The 24,710-nt window shown below is 44.0% G+C and carries 19 protein-coding genes, 2 tRNA genes and 1 pseudogene; 13 read left to right on the top strand and 9 right to left on the bottom strand.

All coding sequences use genetic code 11. From position 1 onward, the window contains the following. The 4 genes and pseudogenes from ACKPQ5_RS10745 to ACKPQ5_RS10730 all read right to left on the bottom strand — a co-directional run. A pseudogene (locus tag ACKPQ5_RS10745) lies at positions 1–222 on the bottom strand (2-oxoacid:acceptor oxidoreductase subunit alpha); the annotation flags it as partial. A gap of 140 nt (positions 223–362) precedes the next feature. After that, on the bottom strand, positions 363–941 hold the full coding sequence (locus ACKPQ5_RS10740; protein WP_407679108.1) for a putative 2OG-Fe(II) oxygenase: 579 nt from the start codon (positions 939–941) through the stop codon (positions 363–365). Continuing rightward, positions 941–1,444, bottom strand: a complete 504-nt coding sequence (locus ACKPQ5_RS10735; RefSeq protein WP_407679107.1) for a cupin domain-containing protein — start codon at positions 1,442–1,444, stop codon at positions 941–943. Before ACKPQ5_RS10735 ends, ACKPQ5_RS10740 begins: the two co-directional genes overlap by 1 nt. A gap of 166 nt (positions 1,445–1,610) precedes the next feature. Beyond that, positions 1,611–1,688 (bottom strand) — tRNA-Pro (locus tag ACKPQ5_RS10730). Between the two features lie 132 nt (positions 1,689–1,820). On the opposite strand from ACKPQ5_RS10730, the gene metH reads away from it, so the two are divergent. The 6 genes from metH (at position 1,821) to ACKPQ5_RS10700 (ending at position 11,748) form a co-directional block, all read left to right on the top strand. Then, on the top strand, positions 1,821–5,534 hold the full coding sequence (gene metH, locus ACKPQ5_RS10725; protein ID WP_407679106.1) for a methionine synthase: 3,714 nt from the start codon (positions 1,821–1,823) through the stop codon (positions 5,532–5,534). Positions 5,535–5,591: 57 nt separating this feature from the next. Continuing rightward, positions 5,592–7,445 (top strand): threonine--tRNA ligase, encoded by a 1,854-nt coding sequence (gene thrS / locus ACKPQ5_RS10720; protein WP_407679105.1) that lies wholly within the window; start codon positions 5,592–5,594, stop codon positions 7,443–7,445. 107 nt (positions 7,446–7,552) lie between these two features. Next, the gene (gene yidD / locus ACKPQ5_RS10715) at positions 7,553–7,810 is read left to right on the top strand and encodes a membrane protein insertion efficiency factor YidD (RefSeq protein ID WP_407679109.1); all 258 of its coding nucleotides are present in this window, start codon (positions 7,553–7,555) and stop codon (positions 7,808–7,810) included. Continuing rightward, complete coding sequence (locus ACKPQ5_RS10710; RefSeq protein WP_407679104.1) at positions 7,803–9,242, top strand: isochorismate synthase; 1,440 nt, start codon at positions 7,803–7,805, stop codon at positions 9,240–9,242. Before yidD ends, ACKPQ5_RS10710 begins: the two co-directional genes overlap by 8 nt. Further along, positions 9,239–10,930, top strand: coding sequence for a 2-succinyl-5-enolpyruvyl-6-hydroxy-3-cyclohexene-1-carboxylic-acid synthase (gene menD / locus ACKPQ5_RS10705; protein ID WP_407679103.1), 1,692 nt, complete (start codon positions 9,239–9,241; stop codon positions 10,928–10,930). Before ACKPQ5_RS10710 ends, menD begins: the two co-directional genes overlap by 4 nt. Before the next feature lie 17 nt (positions 10,931–10,947). Then, positions 10,948–11,748 (top strand): DNA-formamidopyrimidine glycosylase family protein, encoded by an 801-nt coding sequence (locus ACKPQ5_RS10700; protein ID WP_407679102.1) that lies wholly within the window; start codon positions 10,948–10,950, stop codon positions 11,746–11,748. Here ACKPQ5_RS10700 and ribF read toward each other — a convergent pair. The 5 genes from ribF to ACKPQ5_RS10675 form a co-directional block, all read right to left on the bottom strand. Continuing rightward, positions 11,745–12,698 carry a riboflavin biosynthesis protein RibF gene (ribF, locus tag ACKPQ5_RS10695; protein WP_407679101.1) on the bottom strand — a complete coding sequence of 318 codons (954 nt, stop codon included), beginning with the start codon at positions 12,696–12,698 and terminating at the stop codon, positions 11,745–11,747. The genes ACKPQ5_RS10700 and ribF overlap by 4 nt on opposite strands. A 4-nt stretch (positions 12,699–12,702) precedes the next feature. Beyond that, entirely contained in the window at positions 12,703–13,431 is a 729-nt protein-coding gene (gene truB / locus ACKPQ5_RS10690) for a tRNA pseudouridine(55) synthase TruB (protein WP_407679100.1), read from the bottom strand. 4 nt (positions 13,432–13,435) lie between these two features. Further along, entirely contained in the window at positions 13,436–14,428 is a 993-nt protein-coding gene (locus ACKPQ5_RS10685) for a DHH family phosphoesterase (protein ID WP_407679099.1), read from the bottom strand. A 65-nt stretch (positions 14,429–14,493) separates the two neighbouring features. Continuing rightward, positions 14,494–16,986 carry an MFS transporter gene (locus ACKPQ5_RS10680; protein WP_407679098.1) on the bottom strand — a complete coding sequence of 831 codons (2,493 nt, stop codon included), beginning with the start codon at positions 16,984–16,986 and terminating at the stop codon, positions 14,494–14,496. A gap of 79 nt (positions 16,987–17,065) precedes the next feature. Continuing rightward, complete coding sequence (locus ACKPQ5_RS10675; protein ID WP_407679097.1) at positions 17,066–17,350, bottom strand: 4a-hydroxytetrahydrobiopterin dehydratase; 285 nt, start codon at positions 17,348–17,350, stop codon at positions 17,066–17,068. 71 nt (positions 17,351–17,421) lie between these two features. On the opposite strand from ACKPQ5_RS10675, the gene uppS reads away from it, so the two are divergent. The 7 genes from uppS to ACKPQ5_RS10640 all read left to right on the top strand — a co-directional run bounded on the left by uppS (position 17,422) and on the right by ACKPQ5_RS10640 (position 24,701). After that, on the top strand, positions 17,422–18,198 hold the full coding sequence (gene uppS / locus ACKPQ5_RS10670) for a polyprenyl diphosphate synthase (RefSeq protein ID WP_407679096.1): 777 nt from the start codon (positions 17,422–17,424) through the stop codon (positions 18,196–18,198). Next, positions 18,195–19,052, top strand: a complete 858-nt coding sequence (locus ACKPQ5_RS10665; protein WP_407679095.1) for a phosphatidate cytidylyltransferase — start codon at positions 18,195–18,197, stop codon at positions 19,050–19,052. Before uppS ends, ACKPQ5_RS10665 begins: the two co-directional genes overlap by 4 nt. Further along, complete coding sequence (gene dxr, locus ACKPQ5_RS10660) at positions 19,052–20,206, top strand: 1-deoxy-D-xylulose-5-phosphate reductoisomerase (RefSeq protein WP_407679094.1); 1,155 nt, start codon at positions 19,052–19,054, stop codon at positions 20,204–20,206. The genes ACKPQ5_RS10665 and dxr overlap by 1 nt, the downstream gene beginning before the upstream one ends. 14 nt (positions 20,207–20,220) lie before the next feature. Then, a complete protein-coding gene (gene rseP / locus ACKPQ5_RS10655) occupies positions 20,221–21,702 on the top strand; it encodes an RIP metalloprotease RseP (protein ID WP_407679093.1) in 1,482 nt (493 codons plus the stop codon). Between the two features lie 15 nt (positions 21,703–21,717). Continuing rightward, positions 21,718–23,742, top strand: a complete 2,025-nt coding sequence (ispG, locus tag ACKPQ5_RS10650) for a (E)-4-hydroxy-3-methylbut-2-enyl-diphosphate synthase (protein WP_407679092.1) — start codon at positions 21,718–21,720, stop codon at positions 23,740–23,742. Further along, positions 23,727–24,569 (top strand): inositol monophosphatase family protein, encoded by an 843-nt coding sequence (locus ACKPQ5_RS10645; RefSeq protein ID WP_407679091.1) that lies wholly within the window; start codon positions 23,727–23,729, stop codon positions 24,567–24,569. Before ispG ends, ACKPQ5_RS10645 begins: the two co-directional genes overlap by 16 nt. A gap of 58 nt (positions 24,570–24,627) precedes the next feature. After that, a tRNA-Gly gene (locus ACKPQ5_RS10640) sits at positions 24,628–24,701 on the top strand. Positions 24,702–24,710 lie beyond the last annotated feature (9 nt).

Below are 24,710 nucleotides of genomic sequence, written 5' to 3'. Positions count from 1 at the left end.
GGTGTTACCGAATTGCAATTGAAAACCAGAAACTCCAGCAAGGGTGCCGGCGGGGGCTCTAATCTCAGCAGGGAAGTCAGGAAGAGTCGCAATATCATTACCGGCGAATGCACTACTATCGGTAAATCGCTCCCCCACAGTTTGCATTCCATCTCCAGAATCTCCGGCAAACCGGACAACGGCGGAATCAATTTCTTCAAAAGAATCAGTTGGCTGAATCATAATGGACAATAGCTAGGAAATTAAAATTTTTAACTGGTTTTAAAACTTATATAATAATTGTGATCGCAACAAAAAATAACAATGTAAATCGAAAAAGATATTACTTTTATTTTAAAAAATATAATATAACAAAGAATTGCCTACCATTCCTCACTCGGAAGAGGAAAAGGATAGAGGTTAAAGGCGAGCGATATTCTTTCGTCTTCCGACTTATTAGGGTGTACTCCATGCCTTACGTTGGAGGGAAATAAAACCATCTTTCCAACCTCGGGAATAATCGAAAATTCATCTCCTCCCGATTGGGGGAAATATAATTGACCAGAAAAAGAATTACACTGCAAATAAACAACGCCAGAAAAAGAAGCTAATTGGGCATGATCATGAACTCCAGTAATTTCATTACACTTGGCAATATTGAACCAAAAAGGGGGGTGTACATTTTTTAAATGATGGGGAGGCTCATAGAGTACGATAGTTGGTTTCTGCCACTTTTCTTTTATTATTTCTCTCGCCAACCTCATGGGCAAACGAACCGAAGGAATATCGTTAATACTAAGGTATGAGTTTTCCCATCGCCCACCGATTGGGTGTGAATATTCAAAATTATTTTTTCCTCTTTTTAACTCATTTAAAATTGAATCTATCCAATCTTGATATTGTGGAATAACACAGGACAAAATTCGATCCTGCCCCATTCGATATTCTTCCGTTACAATCATCAATTATCTTCCGGAACAAAGTCAGGTTGCAGGCGGCGAATAATTTCAGCTTGTTCAGGAAATTCTACTAAAAGTTCATCAACAGATGCCCATTTAAAATCATCAATTGCAAATCCTGGACAGACCGAGCAGCTCATTAACGCTCCTTTTTTCTGGAGTAGTTCCGCCCCAAATACAACGCCGGCTGGTATTGGGTATTGAGCGACCTCGCCGCATTGCCAATCGTGACCGAGATCTACACTTTGATATTCTGAAGTTGAAAATAGATGAATTCTAACTGATGAACCAAAATGAAAATACCAAGTCTCGTCCGATTTCAAAGAATGGAGGCATGAGTGCTCCCCCTGCTTTAGAAAATAGTAGATAGAACTTCCACACAATCTTTCCCCTCGATCGAGAAATACATTAGTAGAGGAACTGTAAGTTCTTCTAAACCATCCCCCTTCAGGATGGGATGACAATCGATAATGCTCTATAATATTCTGATCTTCGTCTTCGCCCATTATTAAGCTAGGTTTTAATGATGGAGTAATGGTACCATTAGCGTGCAGTATTTTCCTTCTGGTAAGTAATCAAAATTTAAATTACTGGGTCAATAACTTTGCAACTCGAATCACTGAACAGGAAATAACTATGAATTAGGCTTCCTATGAGATTTGCAAAAGAAAATGGTCGGGATGGAGAGATTCGAACTCTCGGCCTCCTGCTCCCAAAGCAGGCGCGCTAACCAGACTACGCTACATCCCGAAAAAACTGTTGTATACGATTCTTTACAAAGAAGCAAAGAAATTTACAACCAAATGAAATAATCTTTCCGCTAAGAAATACTCTTTCGGTTTGCAAATAACGCATCAAGATATCATGATGCGTTGATACGAAATGAAAAACTTCTCTTTAAGCCGACCTACCGAAAAGGACCTACAAAATCTTTTAAAAGAAAGAATCGTGATCATGGATGGAGCCATGGGGACTATGATTCAGCAAGAGAAACTGGAGGAAGAAGACTTCCGGGGAGAACATTTTAAGAATCATGCCAAAGAACTAAAGGGAAACAACGACCTTCTCTGCCTCACAAGACCCGATATCATTCGTAATATTCATCAATCTTATTTTGATGCGGGAAGTGATATTGTGGAAACGAATACTTTTAGTGCCACCACAATTTCCATGGCCGATTATAATTTGGAAGAAATCGTGCCCGAACTTAATATCAGTGCTGCCCGCTTGGCAAGAGAGGCGGCAGATGCGGCAATGGTAAAAGATCCGAGTCGGCCTCGTTTTGTTGCTGGTGCAATTGGTCCCACTAACCGTACCGCTTCTCTATCCCCTGACGTTAATGACCCTGCACTTCGAAATGTTACATTCGATCAACTTGTTTCCTCTTACTATCAACAAATAGATTCGTTGGTAATCGGCGGGGTGGACTTACTTTTACCAGAGACCACTTTTGATACTCTCAATTTAAAAGCCGCGATTTTTGCGATAGAAAACTACTTTGATGACACCGGGAAAAGGCTTCCTGTTATCCTTTCAATTACAATTACCGATGCATCTGGAAGAACGCTATCGGGTCAGACAACAGAAGCTTGTTGGAATTCTATTTCCCACGCAAAACCGCTTTGTGTTGGTTTAAATTGTGCATTGGGAGCCGATGCCATGCGTCCTTACCTTCAAGAGTTATCCAAGCATGCTGATTGCCTGGTGCATTGCTACCCCAATGCTGGTCTACCCAATCCACTCTCCGCGACAGGGTATGACGAGAAACCTGAAGATACTGCTGATTCTTTATCAGTTTTTGCGGAGGAAGGCTTAATTAACCTGGCAGGTGGTTGCTGCGGAACTACTCCCGAACACATACATGCAATCTCGGAAAAACTGGGGAATTATCCTACCCGGACTGTGCCCGAAATTGATCCCGCACTTCGCTTAAGCGGGTTAGAACCTTTCACAATGAAGGATCAACAAACATCCTTCTTAATGGTGGGGGAACGAACAAATGTAACGGGCTCGCCACGTTTTAAAAAATTAATTGAAGCGGAAGATTATGAGAGTGCGTTAAGGGTTGCCAAACAACAGGTTGAAAATGGTGCCAATGTTATCGATGTTAATTTTGACGCAGCAATGCTTGACGGGGAAGCGTGTATGAGCCGTTTTTTAAACTTGGTGGTCTCTGAACCAGATATCTCCAAGGTTCCAATTATGATTGATAGTTCAAAATGGTCAGTCATAGAGGCAGGATTAAAGGTAATTCAGGGAAAATGTATCATCAATTCAATAAGCCTCAAGGAAGGGGTTGAAACTTTTAAGGAACATGCCCAATTGGCCCAACGATATGGGGCCGCAGTGGTGGTCATGGCTTTTGACGAAAAAGGACAAGCCGCCACCTTGGACGATAAGGTCAGAATATGTGAAAGAGCCTACAAAATATTAGTCAATGAGGTTAACTTCCCTCCTCAGGATATTATTTTTGATCCCAATGTGCTCACTCTAGCTACCGGAATGCCTGAACATGACTCGTATGGAATTGATTTCATTGAGGCGGTTCGGGAAATCAAAAAAAGATGTCCGCATGCGCGGACTAGCGGCGGTATCAGTAATGTCTCATTTTCTTTTCGCGGAAATAACTTAGTTCGAGAATCAATGCATGCCGCCTTTCTCTACCATGCCTGTAAGGCAGGGCTGGACATGGGGATTGTCAATGCGGGTATGCTTGCAGTGTATGATGATATTGAGCCCAATCTTCGGATATGCGTTGAGGATGTAGTACTAGCCAAAGATAGTGAGGCAGGAGACCGACTATTAGAGTTTGCTGAACAAATTAAAGATCAGAGCTCGAAAAGAAAATCAGAAGGTCCCGACCTTTCATGGAGAGAGAAACCAGTAGGCGAAAGACTCACTTATTCTCTGGTAAAAGGAATTGGAGACTATGCTGAATCAGATGCAGAGGAAGCACGCCAAATGCTAGGACGACCATTGGAGGTGATTGAAGGTCCGTTGATGGACGGCATGAAAGTAGTGGGGAATTTGTTTGGCGAAGGTAAAATGTTCCTTCCTCAAGTCGTAAAAAGTGCACGGGTGATGAAAAAAGCAGTTGCTTATTTAGAACCATTTATGGAGGCCGAAAAAGTCGGGACTGAATCCAGTAAGCGAGGTACCATGGTAATTGCCACAGTTAAGGGTGATGTACATGATATCGGAAAAAACATAGTCGGCGTTGTTCTGGCATGTAACAATTGGGAGGTGATTGACTTAGGAGTGATGGTTTCCTGCGATAAAATTTTAGAGGCTGCGCAAAAGCACAATGCCGATGTTCTTGGTTTGAGCGGATTAATTACCCCATCCCTTGATGAAATGATTCATAATGCCAAGGAAATGACCAAGCTAGGCATGACAATCCCACTCCTTGTTGGAGGTGCCACAACAAGCCGAGCACACACTGCCATTAAGATCGCCCCTTTTTACAAAGAAGCAGTAGTACAGGTACCAGATGCCTCCCTTGTGGTTAATGTTTGCAACGATCTTACCATCGAAAGTAAGAAAAAAGAGTTTTTGGAAAATTTAAAAATAAACCAAGAAACTCTGCGCACAAAGCATGCCGAAAAAGGGCAACAAAAACTACTTCCAATTACAGAGGCCCGAAAAAAATCACTTCAGTTTGATTGGGAAAAACAAGAAATTTCGGAACCTTATCCCGACGCCCTTGGTGTTCACAAAATTTCTGCCCCCTTAAAGGAAGTACTCGAGTTCTTCGATTGGTCGCCTTTTTTCTGGTCGTGGGAATTAAAGGGACAGTATCCTTCTATTTTCGAACGGTCTGATTCTGGTTCCGAAGCCAAAGATCTCTTCGACAATGCACAAGTTTTATTAAACCGGATACTCAAGGAGGATCTTTTTACTTGCGAAGCAGTGGTCGGTATTTGGCCAGCAAATTCATCTACAGACGATGTTGTTTTGTACGAAGATTTAGAAAAACAAAATGAGGTCGGTCGATTCCATTTTGTAAGACGTCAACAATCTCTACTCGACCAACCTCAATTTTGCTTATCAGACTTTGTGGCACCAATCGATTCCAACCGAACTGATTACCTCGGCGCCTTTGCAGTTTGTGCAGGGTCTGGAGTAGATTTACTGGCACAAGAATTTGAGGAGGACAATGATGATTATAACGCCATTATGACTAAAGCACTGGGCGACCGATTTGCAGAAGCAATGGCTGAATATACTCATAAAAAAGTGCGTGAGTGGTGGGGCTTTGGAAAAACTGAAAATTTAAGCAATAGCGAACTAATCAAAGAAAAATACCAGGGTATCCGCCCCGCCAGTGGATATCCATGCCAACCCGATCATACCGAAAAGGACACCATTTGGAAACTTCTCGATGTGAAGAAAGAAATCGGGCTAGAATTGACAGAGTCACGGGCAATGAACCCAGGCTCTTCAGTTTCTGGCCTTTATTTCTCCAATCCCGATTCAAAATATTTTAATGTGGGCAAGCTCGGCAAGGACCAAGTTGAAGATTATGCAAAAAGGAAAAATTGGCCGATCGAAGAAGCCCTGAAATGGTTACGACCCAATCTTGGGTTTGATGAGTAAAACTCTTCCCTTTGGCGTTGCAGGTTTTTATCTGTACAATTAGAAGATATCTTCATTATGAAGGAAATGAATCCATTAGAAGAAATTCGGCACTCTACTGCCCACGTCCTCGCTGCTGCTGTCTTGCGACTCTATCCTGATGCTCAGTTAGATATTGGACCTCCTACGGATAACGGATTTTATTACGACTTTGACTCAGAAATAGCATTCACTCCTGAAGTCTTAGACGAGATTGAAGTCGTGATGAAAAAGATTATTAAAGAAAATCAACGCTTCGAAAGAATTGAAGTTTCCCGGGAAGAAGCGAAGAAAATCATCTCCGACATGGGCCAAACTACTTATAAATTGGGTCGTTTGGACGATATCCCAGAAGGTGAAACCATTTCTTTTTACCGCAACGGTGAATTCCACGACCTTTGTGCAGGTTCTCATGTATCCTACACAAAGAAAATTAAAGCCTTTAAACTCCTCCAGGTAGCGGGTTCCTACCACCGTGGAAATTCTGATAACAAACAACTGCAAAGAATTTATGGAACTGCATTTCCATCCAAGGATGAACTTGCTGAACATCTTACAAGAATAGAAGAGGCCAAGAAAAGAGACCACCGAAACATCGGACGGGACATGGGACTTTTTCACATCGATGATATGGTCGGACAAGGCCTGGTGCTATGGAAACCAAAAGGTGCTATTATTCGACAGGAATTGGAAAGTTTTATCTCGGCCGAGTTAAATAAGCAGGGCTATTCCCAGGTCTACACTCCCCATGTGGGAAAGCTTGATCTGTTTCGGACTTCTGGGCATTTCCCTTATTATCAAGATTCTCAATACCCACCCATAATTCACCGTGAATGCCTTACAAAACTTGCAGAGGAAGGATGCAGTTGCTCCGAACTATCCAACAAATTAGACGAAGGAGAAATCGAAGGCTACCTGCTCAAACCGATGAATTGTCCGATGCACATTCGCATTTTTCGCTCGGAACAAAGATCCTATCGCGATCTCCCCATTCGCCTTGCAGAATTTGGAACCGTATACCGATGGGAACAGTCCGGTGAACTGAACGGAATGACCAGAGTCAGAGGCTTTACCCAGGACGACGCTCATCTCTTTATACGGGAAGATCAATTACAAGAGGAAATTCAAGGATGCTTGGGCCTCGTAAAATTGGTCTTTTCCATTCTGGGAATGAATGACTACCGGGTCCGGGTAAGTTTGCGTGATCCTGAGTCTGATAAATATGTGGGTTCACCCGAAGCTTGGGACAAAGCCGAGTCAGCACTTCGGGAAGCAGTTCAAAACTTAGGAGTCGATTATGAGGAAGAACTTGGAGAAGCGGCATTCTACGGACCCAAAATCGACTTTGTCGTCAAGGATGTTATCGGAAGAGAATGGCAACTAGGCACTGTACAAGTAGACTATAATTTACCCGAGAGATTTGACCTGAGCTATGTCGGGTCAGATAACCAGGACCATCGCCCAGTAATGATTCACCGTGCACCTTTTGGCTCAATGGAAAGATTCTGCGGTGTCTTGATCGAACACTTTGCCGGAAACTTTCCTACTTGGTTAGCCCCGGAACAGGTACGTATTTTGCCCATGAATGATGATTTAACAGACAAGGCGGAACAATATCTTCGAGATCTTAAAGGAAAAGGTATTCGCGTCGGCATTGATACATTATCTGGAAAGCTAGGTGCTAAAATTAGAAAAGCAGAGACAGATAAAGTTCCCCATATGCTTATCGTGGGGAAAAGAGAGGCAGAGGAAGGAAAAGTCTCCGTTCGTTCTCGTGCAAACCCCAGTTGGGATGGTCCATGTACACTCGAAGAATTTAAGGAAAAGATTACATCCGAAATTGAAGATAAGTCTCTGCCCACCTCCCGTGAAACTTTGGAAAAAACCACCTAGTTTTTTCTTTCTTTTCAAAATCCTGGGGTCTTTTTTTGCCTATGAACCAAAATGCAGATAGAAAAAAACAAGTGCTAGAGTATGTAAACATAGGAATCTTTTGGCAAATAGTTGCCTCCCCTTTTGTATTATTCATCCGTATCTACAGATTTTTCTCTCCTCTTAAGCAATTTATTTTAGGCCCCTATGCAGCCTGTCGTTTTTATCCGACATGCTCTGAATATGCATTAGAATGTTTTACTGCATTTTCACTCCCCAAGGCACTTGCTAAAACCTTTCTGCGAATTGCACGATGTAATCCAATGCATCCGGGAGGATATGATCCAGTCTTAAAAACTCCCAAGTCATGTTGCGAAGATGAATAGCTCGTTTTCCAGTCCCGCCCCAATGATCTGCGATCAACAGACTGACCTTCAACCCTTTTTTGCTCATTGTATCGACGAGGCAAAAAGGAAAGGTGGTCTAGTATATTCATCAATTACTTTCGAGACTAGTTACTGTGATCCCCTTGCTGTGCTCGAGCAGATCCATACAAATAAAAAATCCATTTATTACCTCGAAAAACCAAATGATGAATTTTCCGTTGCCTGCGGAGACCCTATAGAAAGAGGTACTTTTAATGGAAGCCAGCGATTTCAAGAAGCCAAAATCTGGTCCGAAAACTTCCTCAGTCAAATTCATACAGCTGGTGATAATCAAGTCGCCGGAACTGGCCCGACACTTTTCCTAAACGCCACCTTCGAAAATAACCCCTCGGATCCCGACCTGCCTGCACTTCAAATATTTTTACCCCACTGGCAAGTTCTCAGGAAAGGGGGAACTCACTACATCATAGTAAACAGTAAAATTTCCTCTTCCTCATCTCCCCATACTCTAGCCGAGGATGTCTTTGGAACTCTGCAAAGATTTAACGAATTACACGATCGTGGCCCGATACGCCAGACCTTTAAGAAAGTTCAATTAGACCGACCAAAGGAAAGTTCTGATTATGAGGAATCGGTTGGCCAAGCACTTCAAGCGATCAGAGATGGTAAAATTTCAAAAATTGTTTTGGCTCGAAAACTTACTTACCGAACGAAGCAGGAACTTGCGGTTTTTTCGATCGCTCATGATTTAAGAAATAAATTCCCCGACTGCTATACATTTTGTATGTCTACTCCAGATGAAGGAATGTTCATTGGCTCGACACCCGAAATTCTTTCCCGGGTTTCAGGCACATCTCTCGAGACAGAAGCAGTTGCCGGTACTGCCCCCAGAGGTCCATCTGCAGGTAAAGATGCTCATCTGGGTAAAACTTTACTTGGACGAAATAAAGAAGTCCGAGAACACAGGCTTGTAATTGATTCCATTTTACGAAGACTTAAATCAACTGGGATCACTCAATGCAAAGAAGGCCTCCCTCGCCTACTTCGATTAGCCAACTTGCAACATGTACGCACTCCACTGCGGGCAACATTGGCTGAAGGTATTCACCCCTTTGACGCGCTTGCCGCACTACACCCTACTCCTGCAATGGGAGGTTCTCCACGGGAACAGGCACTCCCCATGGTGAACGAACTAGAGGGATTTTCACGGGGATGGTACTCCGGGATAGCGGGTTGGTTTGATGCCCGTGGTCGTGGCGAATTCATTGTCCCCATTCGATGCGGAAAAATTAACCCGGGTTCATTAACTCTCTATGCGGGAGCCGGTATTGTAGAGGGCTCAATTCCCTCGAATGAAAAGGCAGAGACCGATTGGAAATTTGAGGCCATGCTTGAAGTTATTACGGGAAGAACTACTCTTCCCAATGAATGAATCATAATTCCGAGTCCACCGCACAAGCCAATTTCATATGGGGTGAAATTGTTGCTCACACTCTACACGAACTCGGTATTACCCAAGTTTTTTTCTCACCGGGTTCTCGCTCCACCCCACTGATATTAGGACTCGAACGACATCAATACATTTCCTGTATCCCAGTACTCGATGAAAGAACTGCCGCATTTTTAGCACTTGGATTCAGTCAACGTACAAAACAACCCTCCGTTCTACTGTGCACCTCAGGTTCAGCAGTTACCCATTGGTTCCCAGCGATAGCAGAGGCCTCACATTCTGGTATACCTCTACTTTTGCTCTCCGCGGACCGTCCAGACGAACTTCAGAACTGTGCTTCCGGACAAACGATCAACCAAAGAGAATTATTTGGGTCGTTCGTGCGGGGATTTTATCAAATCCCCCACCCCACACTTGAACCTTCCTCCTTCCATTCCTTACAAAGTACATTAGCCCATGCATACTCCCAAAGTACTGCTCTAAACCCGGGTCCAGTTCATCTCAACTTCCCCTTTCGCGAACCATTTATACCCACTCAGTCACCACCCGCATATTCACTTTCACCTCTCCCAAAAAGTAAAATTCCAGTACCCAACGCAGGTGAAGAAGTTAGCAAGATTAACCAAGCAGTTAAAAATTTTTCGCGCCCACTCATCGTAGCGGGTCAATTTGCTCCTGTTTCAGTTATTGACGATTGGCTTAGTAAATATCCAGTTCCAGTATTGTGTGATTCTCTCTCTCCGCTTCGGGAAACACCATTGCCTGGAAGAATTCTTCGTTACGAAAACCTTCTCCGAGATTCCACATTTATCAAAGAAAACCGGCCGGATCTCATTATTGTCTTGGGTCCACTCCCCACGTCCAAGACGTTACGAAACTGGGTAGATCAATCCGGTGCCAGGCGAATTATAATTGAACCAAGAGGAATCTCAGTTGATCCGCTTGCGAGTCCAAGCCAATCGTTCTCAATTCAATTCCCCAACCTCTCCTCGGTTCACCTACCGAACTGCGAAGAGGGATGGGTCGAGTCCTGGCAAAGTTCAGAAAAAAGAGTGGAGGAAAAACTGAATGTAGCTTTTTCAGAAAGACTTCCTTTTTTCGAGGGAAAATTATCGCACATCCTTTCTCAATACCTGCCACCAGGCTCTATCCTTCAGGTGGCAAATAGCATGCCTATCCGAGACATTGAATGGTTTTGGTCCGGTAGTGATAAAGATCGAAAAATATTCGGAAATCGAGGAGTAAATGGAATTGATGGAACATTGGGAACTGCCTTAGGACTGGCCCACAAAGCAGATAAACCAACATTCTTACTTACGGGAGAACTCGCTTTCCTTCATGATTCCAATGCCCTACTATTCCAAAATCAACTCGTTGGAAATCTGACTATTTTTCTAATCAACAACCAAGGAGGTGGAATATTTGAACACCTTCCAATTGCCAATCAACCGGAGTTTGAAAAATGCTTTGCTACCCCTCAGGACTGTGACTTTTCGAAACTTTGCCAAGCACATGGAATTGAATTTATCCGATCACAAAGTTGGGATGAAATTATCAACCTGATCCAAATCCCAATTCAATCTGGAATACGGGTAATTGAGATCAAAACTGATCGTAAAAAAGACAGAGAAACTCGAAAACGATTACTTGCATTAGATCCATCAACCTAGAAGGTTTAACTTAAAACATGCCAGAACTTGCTGAAGTTGCTTATGCCTGCAGTCAATGGACAGTTGGAATAGGGCATAAAGTAAAAGAAGTTACCGCTCACCCAACTTCTCGAGTCTATCGTGATTTAGATCGTTCCCAATTACAAAAGAAAATTACGGGATCAATTTTATCTGCCTCCGATACCCATGGAAAACAAATGCTTTTTTCATTTTCTAACAATAACTGGCTCGGAATTCACCTGGGAATGACTGGAAACCTTTTTAGTGAACCTCCACATTATAAGGCTCAGAAGCACGATGCTCTCCTCGTAAGACAAACCAATCAAACACTCGCATTTCGCGATCCTCGACAGTTTGGTCGAATCCGACTTGGAGAAGGGAATGATCCACCTCATTGGTGGAGTGATCTGCCCATCAGTATGCTTCGGAAGGAATTTAATAGTGACATCCTCTCCGGGGCATTAAAAAGACATTCCCGACGCCCCCTAAAAGCTCTACTACTCGACCAACGATACTTTCCCGGAATGGGAAACTGGATGGCGGACGAAGTTCTTTGGCGATCCAAAATCCATCCTGCTCAGCTTGGATCCCAAATATCGAAAATAGAACAAGTTAGATTATTTGAAAAAATCATATTTGTTGTAAAGGGGGCAATAAATTCCGTTGGACAACACGGCGGAGATCCACCTAAAGACTGGCTTTTCCATTCGAGATGGAAAAATGGACAAATTTGCCCGCAAACTAAATCCTTGTTAATTCGAGAACAAATTGGCGGCAGAACGACCTGTTGGTGCCCTGCACTGCAAAAGAAAAGTTAAGCCTTCTGGCGCATTTTCTCTGCCCTTAGAAGATCTTCTTTAATTTGACTCTTCAAACTATCCAAAGAATCAAATTTATTCTCTGGACGCAAAAAAGATTGTAATGTCATCGAAAGTTTTTGTCCCACATTTCCAAATCCGTCCTCAATCGAATCGAGTACATGGACCTCAAGAAGAGGTTGAGTTGCCCCTTCCTCTACCGTTGGCCTTAGTCCATAGTTTGCAATCGCATATTTTGCATTCCTCTCACCTGAATCATCATGCACCATTCCCACATACACCCCATAAGCAGGACGAGCCTGGGGAATCCATGGTATATTGATTGTAGGAAAACCGAATTCCTTACCCATTCCTTTCCCAGGAAGCACCTCTCCAGAGATGGTGTAGATCCAACCAAGCATTTCATTGACCTCTTCAATTTGGCCAAACTTCAATGCCTCTCGAATTCGGGAACTACTAACCGGGGAGTTGGAAAATAATTCTGATTGAACCACATCGACCGATAATCCGACCTCATCACCATATTCTTGCAGGCATAAATCATCCCCTTTCCTTCCCCTTCCAAAACGAAAGTTCTGTCCTACACATAATCCTTTCAGACTACGAATACGGGCAAGAAGGAATGAAAGAAAATGCCTTGCCTCAACACTGGCAAATTCACGATCAAATGTTCGAAGAACCACACCCGACATACCCCGTTCCAATAAACGCATTGCTTTCTCCTCTTTATTCATGATCAAGCGTGGAGTTTGATCAGGTCGAAGAAAAGAAGCAGGATGCTCAGGAAAGGTAAATGCCACTGCCACCCCCTCCTTCTCGTTCGCAATTTCCTGTGCTTTTTTAAGGACAGCAAGATGCCCACGATGCACCCCGTCAAACATACCCAAAGCAAGGTAGATTGGGCGATCGGTACTCCGACCCAGTTCTTCAATTGAGGTAAATACCTCCACCCAATTATAGTACGTGAGAGGGAACCGCCTGATGGATAGGAATCAAGAGGGATTGGAATTCGCCCAGTTGCATTTGTTCGATCTCTTCCAATGTCTTTGCTCCCGCTATTTCAAACTGATCTATCTTCGTTCTTCGCAAAGCAGTTAAATGAGCGCCGCAATCTAATTTTTGCCCCAAGTCATGCAATACCGTACGAACATAAGTTCCTTTACTACATGCCAAATCAAACTTCCCCTTTGGAGAATCCCATTCGTGTAAATTCAATTCGCTAATTCGTATAAACCGAGGTTCACGCTCAACAGTTTTTCCCTTCCGAGCCATTTTATAAAGTGGTACACCGGCAATTTTCTTTGCCGAGAACATAGGAGGAATTTGATATTGATCACCGAGGAAAGACTTCATTTCTTCCTTGATTCTCTCCTCGTCAACCTCCGAGGGTATTGGCTTTTCTTGTACGACTTCACCGTCTGCATCCTGACTATCGGTCTCCACACCAAGCAGAAACTCTCCCTCATAACTCTTGTCCAAGCTAATAAGGAACTGGGACACTTTTGTGGCCTTTCCAATAAGCATTATCATGAGTCCAGTAGCAAGAGGATCCAAGGTCCCAGCGTGACCTATCTTCTTCATCTTCAACTTTTTACGCAGACGATCTACAATATCGTGAGATGTGATTCCACTTGGTTTATCCACCAAGAGAATTCCTTCAAAAATGGGTTCCTGTACATTCATAAAATTATTTCTCGATTGTTTTTAGTAAGTGCTTGCCAATTGCATTAACCAATTCTGGGTAGAAATCATCGAAACTTTTCACCACATTAAATCCCGCGGCACAAGCATGGCCCCCTCCACTGAATTCCTTGGCTAACACATCCACTCGATAACGAGAATCTTTGGCCCGAAAGCTACCCTTAATATTTTCATTTCGCTCCTCGATCAATACCCCAATCTCGACTCCCTCCATCGAACGGGCATAATCTACAAAGCCCTCGGTATCTTCTGCTTGTGTGTCCGTTTCTTCATAGTAAGAATCACGAATTATTCCAATACAAACTCGATCATTATACTCCATCCTAAAACTTGCTAAAAATTTCTGTAGTAATTGAATTCGACCAGGTTTTTCTCTCTCGTACAATTCATGGGCAACCGAGGAAGGACTGGCTCCATACTCACATAATCGCCGGCAAACTTCAAAAACCGAGGCATTTGTTCCTCCGTAACAAAATTGACCAGTATCAGTCGCAATTCCGAGGTAAAGCCCATCCGCAGTAGTTGAATCAATCGTAAATTCGCAATCTAGAAAAAACTTGGCTAAAATTTCTCCGGTTGCAGATGCATTCGAAAGAACCAAGTTGATTTCCGCATAATCATTATTGGAGACATGATGGTCCACATTGAGGAAAACTTGGGGAAATCGCTTGGATAATTCATCCCCTACCCGCTTTTTGTCAGCACAATCTACTGTTACAATTACAAAGTCGTCTCCCGCTATCTCTTGAGGTGAATAAAAAGGAGTATCGCCCACAAACTTGATTAATGTCCTAGGGACAGGATCTTGATTTACTGCCCTGGCATCAATTCCAAGGGTAATCAATACTCGGGTCAATGCAACTTGAGAGCCAATACAATCACCATCCGGGCGTCGATGTCCAAGTACTAGAACTGATTTCCCCTGTAATTGATCAAGGGCATTGGCAAATTGAGTAGATTCTTGTAGGAATGAAGACATAGCAGAAATGGTAAGCGAACAAGTTTACTATCAGAAAGAGATTAGTAGGGAAAGCATTGAAATCTTCATTTTGGATACAAAAATCCGTCTTTATCGATCCCCTCAATATTACTGATGGGGTCCAGTACACCATCTATTCCAATTACACCAAAATGCGGATCATGTTGATAACTTAAACCTGGAAGTAACCGACCAAAAGTCTTTTCCTTATATCCACTCTCCAGTTCGTCCACTTCACCTTGCAATTGCGCATCGGATCGAAAATTAATAGAGACCAGACCATTTCTTTCCGTACTGATTCCGTTAGTTAATTGAACAGAATTGCCCTTCTTCATCTTCGGGTTATGGACTTCAATAAATTGTGACCCCCAGAGAATCTCTCGATTACCAAGAAATGCGGACCAGAAGATCCACTCGGGATTTAAGTCGGAATCGATTGCAAATTTGAATCCTGCCAAATCCCATAAGTGAATCTCGCGAAGACGAAGAAAAGAAGCCCATATTTTTCGGGGTCCTCCCTCCGATTGAAAAATTGCCCGCATTGCATTCAGGTAACTATGACATTCAGACGAAATCGAGTTGATACTCTCTCCCGACCTCAAGAAAGATGCAATCTCTCCCCGCGTTACATTATGTCCATGCTTAAAAGAAAAGAATATTGCCTGAGGAGAAGTACGGAATGATTGCTGGATGCAATCCTTAACCTTTATTGGAGTAGGCAAACGGGCAGTAAAGGAAAGTCTTCCCAAATCCATAACGCTCGATCTCACAATCTCAGAACCTGCCTGATTCGGATCAATTAACTTTCCAACTCGGACCGAAACTCGATAAGGAAAAGAAATGGGCCACTTCCTGAAAAATTGTCCCCGTTCCATACTAAAGATTGAACCCCAGACCCCATCCAGGTGAACGGGTAAAATGGGAACCCCTGACTGTTTTGCAAGTAACAGCACTCCCCTCTTGAAAGGAAAAATTGTCCCCATTCGAGAAATTCCACCTTCCGCAAATACACAAAGTGGCATTCCATTCTTGAGCTTGGCCACGGACCTCTTGATAGATTCTAATGAACGGTCGGGGGAAACTGTTACGGTATTAGTAAGGGCAAATACTCCACGCATTACCCTTGAGTGGGCGAGACCACTGTATGCAAGATATCTGATTTTTCGGGAAAATGCCGCACCAATAAATACAGGATCTGCATAGGATACATGATTACTTACTAGTAAAACTCCTCCCGTGGTCGGGAAATTTTCCATTCCCTCAATTTTGATTCGATAAAAAATTCGTAATCCCATGTGGAAAAGAGCGCGGAAAAAATCTTCCAGCAATATTTTCATCGTTACCATTGCAATTATACTAGCAGGAATACTCATCAGCAAAATTTCCTCTTTCGCTGAAAGTCCCAGTGAATTGGAGAGAAATGCATGGAAAAGAATTAAGCCAATGCTGGATATTTGAGTTAACAAATTCGATGCGGCTAAAATCCTTCCTCGTTCAGACTCCCCAGCCTGATCCTGTAAGAAACCATTTAACGGAACAAAAAATAATGCACCAGAAAATCCAAGTAATAAACAACCCCATTCAAAAAGCACATCAAATGGATCGACGAAATATAAAAGTATGAAGGCAAGGGGTAGCAAAAATGCACCAATTGGAGTCAGACCAAGCTCCACTCGTCCTCTGTTTAAATAAGCAACCAATAAACTACCAAGCATTATTCCAACCCCAAGAAGTAAGAACCAATACCCATAAAGCGTGCCCATGCCGACCTCTCCCTCAATCACTTCTCCTGATAATTTAACTAAAACGAGGTAGAAAAAACTCCCCACTGACCAAAACCAGGCATCTCCCAAGGCGGCCGCCCTTAATTTACGATTTTTCCATAAGGAACTCAGGTCATCCCAATGACTCCATAGCACACGCGGTTGAAAAGACCCAGCCCTGGGTGCCTCTGTCCTCGGAGTGGGAATAAATAATATCCAGGAAAAGAGTGCCAAGCCGATCGCAACAACACATAAAACTAACCCAGTACCCCACCCTCCATAATGGGGAACTAATAAATCAAAGTACTTCGCGGCCACGAAAGCACCGCCGAGAATCCCCACCATTGTTAACATTTCCATCCAACCCACTGCCATTCCCAATCGATCAGAGCCTACTAATTCCTTTAATATTCCCTTTTTCCCAGGCGAGAAAAAAGCCGATTGAACCGCGAGGAGAAAAAAGCCACACAGTCCAATAGTTAGATTTTCAAGATATAATCCACCCGCAAGTACGCCTAAGCCCAATATTTGTGAAAGCAGGGCTAGACTGACCACATCCTTCTTTGAAAAGCGATCAGAGACCCATCCTGCCCATGGGGCAAAGACAACAAAAGGAAGAATTAATAGGATTGAAACGACTTGGTTAGTCTGGTCCATACTCGCCTTTCCAAATTGAAAGGCCGCCATAATAGGCAACATTGCCTTCATTCCATTATCATTAAACGCTCCTATTGTTTGGGAGACAAACAAAGGGATCAAAACCCGAAAAGAATGATTTTTTTTAATTTCTTTCATAGAGAAGTAGTTTACCACTCTTATAATCCCACTATCCCATAGGAGATTGTGGGATTGCCAAGGGCAATTTTTTCTTTTTTTAAAGAACTGAATCTATTGCACGAGCCAGTTTAAAATCCTTCTCGGTTACCCTATTATCCGCATCATGGGTATTAAGTGTTATTTCTACACGATTGAAGCAGTTGTAAATTCCTGGATGATGATCTAGCCGCTCCGCTTGATAAGATATCGCAATTAGAAAACCCATGGCTTCTCGAAAATCCTTAAAAAGGTAAGACTTTTTCAATTGGTCATTACTGAAACTCCACCCGGGTAATTCAGAAAGTTTCTCCTTAATTTCAAGATGTGTTACCTTTTTTTTCATTAGATGGAACTAGAATATGCTTTCCTCGTTGTCAATTGGTCATGAAATCGTTGAGGTATTCCAATCGAAGCATGACAAAATTTTCTGAAAGCGAACGAGAAAAACTCCCCAAGCATGTTGCCATCATTATGGACGGCAACGGTCGTTGGGCGAGAAGTCGTGGAAAACCACGTTTATTTGGTCACCGAAATGGAGTAAAAAATGTTCGTAGTGTAGTAAATGCAGCACGAGAATTCGGGGTTCAATACGTGACCCTCTATGCATTTAGTACTGAAAATCAAAATCGGCCCGACGAGGAAAAATCTGGTCTCATGAGATTACTCGAGGAATTCTTAAAACGAGAACTTGCCACTTTACTGAAAGATGGCACTCGACTTCGAGCAATTGGGGATTTATCTGGTCTGCCAAAATTTGCACAGGAAATTGTAGAATCATCGATTGAAAAGACTAAGCATAATAGTACATCTCACCTCACCCTTGCACTCAATTATGGAAGTCGGCAGGAAGTATTGAGCGGAATACAGTCTTATACACGAGAAATTTTGGAAACAGGGAAATCCCCCGATCAATTAGATTGGTCGACTTTTTCAAATCACCTTGAAACAAGGGACTTACCCGACCCGGACTTAATTATCCGCACATCTGGCGAATTTAGGTTAAGTAATTTCCTACTCCTACAAGCGGCCTATGCCGAAATTTTCGTCTCCCCCCTACACTGGCCTGACTTTAACCGTGATGCTTTTATCGAGGCCTTACAAAATTATATACAACGGGAAAGACGGTTTGGTAAAACAAGCGACCAACTTGCTCCGATTAATCAAAACTCAATAACTTCTATCGCCCCATGATCTTACGTTCTTTCTCAACCATTCTACTTTGGGGACTTGTTGCCTTGGTGGTATATTCTCTCAAGGAAACCGGAGCGATGTGGATTCTTAATCTATGCGCTACCCTAACACTATTTGAAGTTTACACCATTCTTGGAAGACTGGGATATGCGGCAAATCGCCTTTCTGGGCTAGTAACAGGTGGTTGTTTAATCCCCGTTTCCTATTATTTTGAGGGTTATGGTGTGGATGTACTTGCCATCGGTGCATTGTTTACCTCCGCGGCCTGCGTGCTTTTCCCGCAAGCTCAAAGAGGAATGTATATTAAAAGACTCATGCCTACCTTCTTCGGTCTGCTTTTTGTATCTTTCCTTCTTCAATATTTCGTTCGTATTTTACAAATCGGCGGGAACGAAAATGCCGACTGCTTTATGGGTTTTGGTTTATTCTTTTCTCTCTGGGTTGTGATCGTGGCGAAGTTCAGTGACATTGGTGCACTGCTTATTGGAAAGGCGATCGGGCGTACTAAGATGGCACCTTCAATTAGCCCGGGGAAAACAATTGAAGGTCTAATTGGCGGCTTTGCTGCATCAGCGGGGATTGGGGCACTGCTACCCTGGCTTTTTCAAGAAAAATTCACCGATATTGTATTTTTTGGGGATTGGATTTTCACCCCCGGACAAGGCGCAATTTGGGGAACATTGCTTGCTCTGAGTGCTGTAATTGGAGATTTGATTGCCTCGGTGCTTAAACGACTCGCTTCAATGAAAGATTCCGGAGGTGCGATACCCGGTATTGGCGGATTATTTGATCTAACCGATAGTCTAATCCTTGCCGCCCCCACAGGGTACTTCATTTTATTCCTTCTTCGATAGTGAAACGACCCAAGAAGCTTGTACTCTTGGGAGCGACTGGCTCAATTGGCGAAAGCACTTTAAGAGTTATCCGCAAACATTCGGATAAAATCGAACTGATCGGAGTTTCGGCCCATCAACAATCTGAGAAACTGGTCGCAATTGCGAAAGAATTTAATGTTCCCCATGCCTGCCTCACTCATGATCCAATAGAAAAAATCACCCTTCCCAAAACCACCCAACTCCACACGGGACAAAATTCAATGGAGGAATTGGCTTCTTTAACAGACGCAGATGTTGTTGTAGTTGGGATTGTCGGTGCCGCCGGACTACTGCCCACACTTGCCGCATTACGAAAAGGAAAAGAGGTGGTTCTCGCCAACAAAGAATCTCTTGTAGTAGCGGGGGAATTGGTTACCGAAACTGCCCGAAAGCATGGCGGGCGGATAATCCCGGCAGATAGTGAGCACAATGCAGTATTTCAATGCATTCAAGGGCAAGACCAACGAACTCTCCAGTCCATTATTCTTACAGCATCAGGAGGGTCATTTCGTGACTTACCCCTTGATCAACTCTCGAATGTAACAATTGAGCAAGCACTTCAACATCCGAATTGGTCAATGGGGAAAAAAATTACCGTTGATTCGGCGACCATGGCGAATAAAGGATTAGAATTAATTGAGGCACGCTGGCTCTTTGATGTTTCTCCGAAGCAATTGGAAGTGGTCATCCATCCCCCCAGTTTGGTCCATGCAATTGTTCGATTTGTTGATGGGTGCTGCCTAGCCCAAATGACACCGGCTTCGATGACATTTGCTCTACAAAACGCGATTCTTTTTCCGGAACGTCATGAAGGAGTGGAATCATCGCTTGATTTTAGTCAACCACTCGACCTTTCTTTTTCGCCCCCGTCTTTAGACCGATACCCCTGCTTACGGCTTGCTATCGAAGCGATGGAGCAGGGAGATTCTGCTCCACTCATATTTAATGCAGCCAATGAAATCGCGGTGGATGCTTTTCTACGGAATCGAATTGGCTTTCTTGAGATTTCACGCATAATTGAAGAAACCTTGAATCATTCTAATTTCATTTCCACCAACTCCGTTGACGAACTTCTTTCTCTTGATGCAGAAACCCGTCAATCTGCCCAAAAACGAGTTCAACAACTCGGATAGCATCTTCTATTAATATGTCCTTTTTTTACGATTTTGCATTTCTTCTAGTCGCCTTGTTTGCACTTGGATTTACGATTTTTATCCACGAACTCGGCCACTTTTTAGCAGCTCGACAGCGTGGTTTGATAATTAAACGCTTTTCCATTGGATTTGGACCCAAAATTTTCGGATGGGAAAAAAATGGAGTGGAGTACAGGATCTCAATGTTTCCCTTCGGTGGATATGTGGCTCTGCCACAACTTGCCGATATGGGAAGACTCGAAGGAGAAAAAGAACAGGAGGAGGAGGAAGAAAACAGAATGTCGGCATGGGACGACATTGAAGACGAGGACGAAGACGGCGAAGAGCTGGATGCAAGTAAAGAAAAGAAACCCGCTAAAATAAGTTACGCCGACAAAATGATCGTCTCCGTGATGGGTGCCGTTTTTAATATCTTACTCGCATTTGTTCTCTCCAGCATACTTTGGTTTTTTGGCTACGAAAGACGAGATGGTGAACTCACCACCAAGATTGGCTATATTGCCGATACCGTAGAACGATGGAATCCAATCGTGGAGCAAGGAGAAACTGTTGTTGGACCCGCCAAGAAAGCAGGAATCTTACCGGGCGATGAAATCCTTGCAGTGGATGGGTCTCCTGTAGAGGATTTCATGGATATACAGAGCAGAATTGTTACTGGAAAACTAAAATCTGCGCAGGATCGTCGACTTACCAAGCTCACTTTGCTCAGGAATGGTGAGCAAAAAGTGGTTGAAGTATTCCCCGAGGTATTTGGAAATGAAGAAATTCGAATTATCGGAATTGGACCCAAGGAAACCTTTTTTGTTAAAGAACTCCAACCAGACATGCCCGCTATCGCGGCCGGACTTACTCAAGGCGATCAATTGCTTTCAGTTGATGGAATTAAGATATTTTCATTCTATCACCTAGTTGATTATCTGATGAAGCTGGACGACGGAAAAGAGATTGCTCTCACGGTACGCAAAGGGGGAGAAAATGGATTGGAACAGACTTACAATTTACTACCAGTGGTAAAGGAACTCGAAAAAGGGAACCCCGAAAGCAAAAGGAAATTGATTGGATTTAGCCCTGAGTTTAAATCAATTACCACTTACCCCAACCCCCTCGTATTAATTGTAAGTCGGGTGAAAGATATGTACCACACTCTAACCGGCCTTGTTAACCCGCAGTCAGATGTGAAACTCCGCAATATGAGTGGCCCGGTTGGAATAGTGAATAATCTAAGTATTTTTGCGAGTATTGGATTTAAAAAACTCCTTTGGTTTGTGGTGTTTATAAATGTCAATCTTGCCATCCTAAACTTGCTTCCCATTCCAGTATTGGACGGTGGGCACATGGCATTTGCCACCATTGAGAAGATTCGTGGCAAACCACTTCCAATCGCCTTTCTCGAACGGTCACAAATTCTTTTCATCGTACTACTTTTTTCCTTCATGCTGTATGTCACATTCTTTGATTTCCAGCGCCTTTTTTAAGGAGTAAGCCAAGGCATGGCGTCCACCTACTGCGCCTCGCGTTTTCATTCGATCCGACGAAAATCTCGGATCGTATCGATTGGGAATATACAAACCGGGGGTACTCACCCGGTGCGGATCCAATCCATGACCACCACTGACACTATGGATGTGGACGCCACCGTTCGACAAACCATTGAATTGGCGGAAGCAGGGTGTGAAATTGTTCGAATTACCGCACCCAATGTACGGGCAGCTGAAGCGCTTGGACTCATTGCCAAAGAAGTTCGTTCTGCCGGTTTTAACATTCCCCTTGTTGCCGATATCCACTTCCTTCCCTCCGCCGCCATGGAAGCAGCTAAACATGTGGAAAAAGTGCGCGTCAATCCCGGGAACTATGCCGACCGCAAAAAATTCAACATTCGTGAATACAGTGATACTCAATACGAACAGGAACTCGAACGGCTCCACGAGTCATTCTCCCCTCTCGTGCTCCGCTGTAAAGAACTCGGGCGATGCATGAGAATAGGAACCAATCATGGCTCTCTCTCCGACCGGATCATGAATCGATTTGGCGACTCGCCACGCGGCATGGCAGAATCTGCCCTAGAATTCATTCGTATTGCCAGGTCGCACGGTTATCACGATCTCGTTCTTTCCATGAAAGCAAGTAATCCAAAAGTGATGATTGAGGCTTATCGCCTCGTGGTCTCTTTAATGGACGAAGAAGACATGGATTATCCGCTTCACCTCGGTGTCACCGAAGCAGGAGATGGAGAGGATGCCCGCATTAAAAGTGCGATTGGGATTGGGTCACTCCTCCTCGATGGACTAGGCGATACCATTCGGGTTTCTCTTACCGAGGACCCTGTGGCTGAAATTCCGGTTGCACGCGACCTCGCACACCGTGCTCAAAACTGGTGGGCAAGCACGGTTAAAAAACAAATTCATCAGGTCGAAGAAGTGGATCCCTTTTCGTTTCAAAGGCGCCGATGTCCGGAAACTTCTCTTACCTCTGATGGCAGCAATATCGGAGATAAACACCCCCCGCTTGTAATTGCTGCGGCAAATCATCCAATATCTCAATCCGCTCAAATTATTAAGGAAGTCGCCCAAGTCCAAGTCAGTGCGAAAGACGCACCGGTGGAAGGACTGTTACTTACCTTAACACACTCTTCCGAACTTCCCCATCTTGCCACTCTTCGTTCAGCACTGTTCGGGGCAGTTCCCTTTTTAGTGGTCGAGGATCAAAGAAACGAATCGGACGACGATTCAATTCCTCCACAACAACGAAACCTCACCCCACTTCTTTGGTATTCCCAACAAGCCACAACGGACGAAGCCTCACTTGCCCGGTTCCTGACCTTTTGTGTGGAGGCCGGCCAACATCCCATACTTTCTCTCAATGACGAAACCTTCTCCGCGGGATACATTGCACTACTATCCAATCTCCCCCTCACACCGCTAATCACGCTCTCTCCTCAAGAGAACCAAAATCCGGTATCGAGTTACCGTTTGCTTGCGGCAAACCTCGCTCAAAATAATTTACACTTCCCCATTTGGATTCGAAATAATCAACAAAACCAATTATTTCCCGACGGGGGCTCCTTCTCCGCCCAGCTTCTCGATTCCTCCATACTATCTGGCTCACTCCTCTGCGACGGGATTGGTGAAATCCTTTCGGTCGAACACACCGGTGAACTCAATCGTAACCGCGGACTTGCCTATAATCTACTCCAAGGAGCCCGTGCCCGAATCTCCAAAACTGAATTTGTTGCCTGCCCGAGTTGCGGACGTACCCTCTTCGATCTCCAAAGCACAACCCAACGGGTCAAACAAGCTACCGGTCATCTCAAAGGAGTCACCATTGCAATAATGGGATGTATTGTAAACGGGCCCGGAGAAATGGCCGATGCCGATTTTGGCTATGTGGGATCTGGCCCAGGAAAAATTGATCTTTATGTGGGTAAAAATCGCGTAAAATCAGCCATTCCAGAAAAGGATGCCGTTGACCAACTCGTTCAACTCATTCAAAAAGAAGATAAATGGATCGCTCCCTAACCAATCAAACTCCTGATCTCTCCAACGCTGACTCTGCCCTCCAGGATAGAATCCTTGCCGGTCACCAAGCCGTCCTCGCTCAAGTCGAATACTTTCGGGCAAACTTTGGCACCGCCGAGAGCAGCTGGAAAAAAGACGGTACCCGTGTCACTGTAGTAGACGAAACCATTTCAAGAGAATTATTCCTCCTGCTTCAGAAGGAATTCCCAAGTGATGATTTTTGTTCGGAAGAAGGAGCTGAAACAGCTGAACCTATTCGAACCAAGTCTGAATTCTGTTGGATTCTCGATCCGGTTGACGGGACCAACAACTATGCCGTTGGCGTTCCTGAATGCTGCATTTCACTGGGCCTTCTTCGACATGGAATGCCAGTCTATGGATTGATATACGATTATGGTCGGGACAATCTGCTTCAAGGTGGAAAGGGGTTTGGATCAATTGAAGGAACAAATCCTGTACAAGCAGCCACTCAGTTAGTGAATGAAAAACTGACTTATTGCATGCACTTCCCCATACCAGCCCAATCCCTTGAAGCCCTGAAACAAGCCCTGGGTGTTTGGCGTATCCGCTGTCCCGGATCCGCCGCAATAGGCTTAGCCAATGTGGCAACCGGGCGACTGGATGGATGCCTTGAATATCGGGCTAAACCGTGGGACTGTGCAGCGGGATATCCAATTTGCGAAGGAGCGGGCGCGACTTTTCATTTTTTAGAAAAACCAGTATTCCCACTCCAATCTTTCTCGCCTACAATGGCATCGTGTCCATTTCGTGTCGGGTCCGAGATCTTTCACCAGGAAGTGACCAACGCGTTAAAAATCAACCGTTAGTAAAGGAATTCCATCTTGACCCCTTCGAAACAAAAGGTTTAATAAGAGCTTCTTGTTTGCGGGCATAGTTTAGTGGTAAAACCCCAGCCTTCCAAGCTGGTGTCCTCGGTTCGATCCCGAGTGCCCGCACCATCCTTTTAG

This window comes from Candidatus Seribacter sulfatis, assembly GCF_964187635.1.
GTDB classification, from domain to species: domain Bacteria; phylum Verrucomicrobiota; class Verrucomicrobiia; order Opitutales; family Seribacteraceae; genus Seribacter; species Seribacter sulfatis.
Note: the sequence above shows the minus strand (reverse complement) of the source record. Positions and strands in the feature narration are given on the sequence as shown.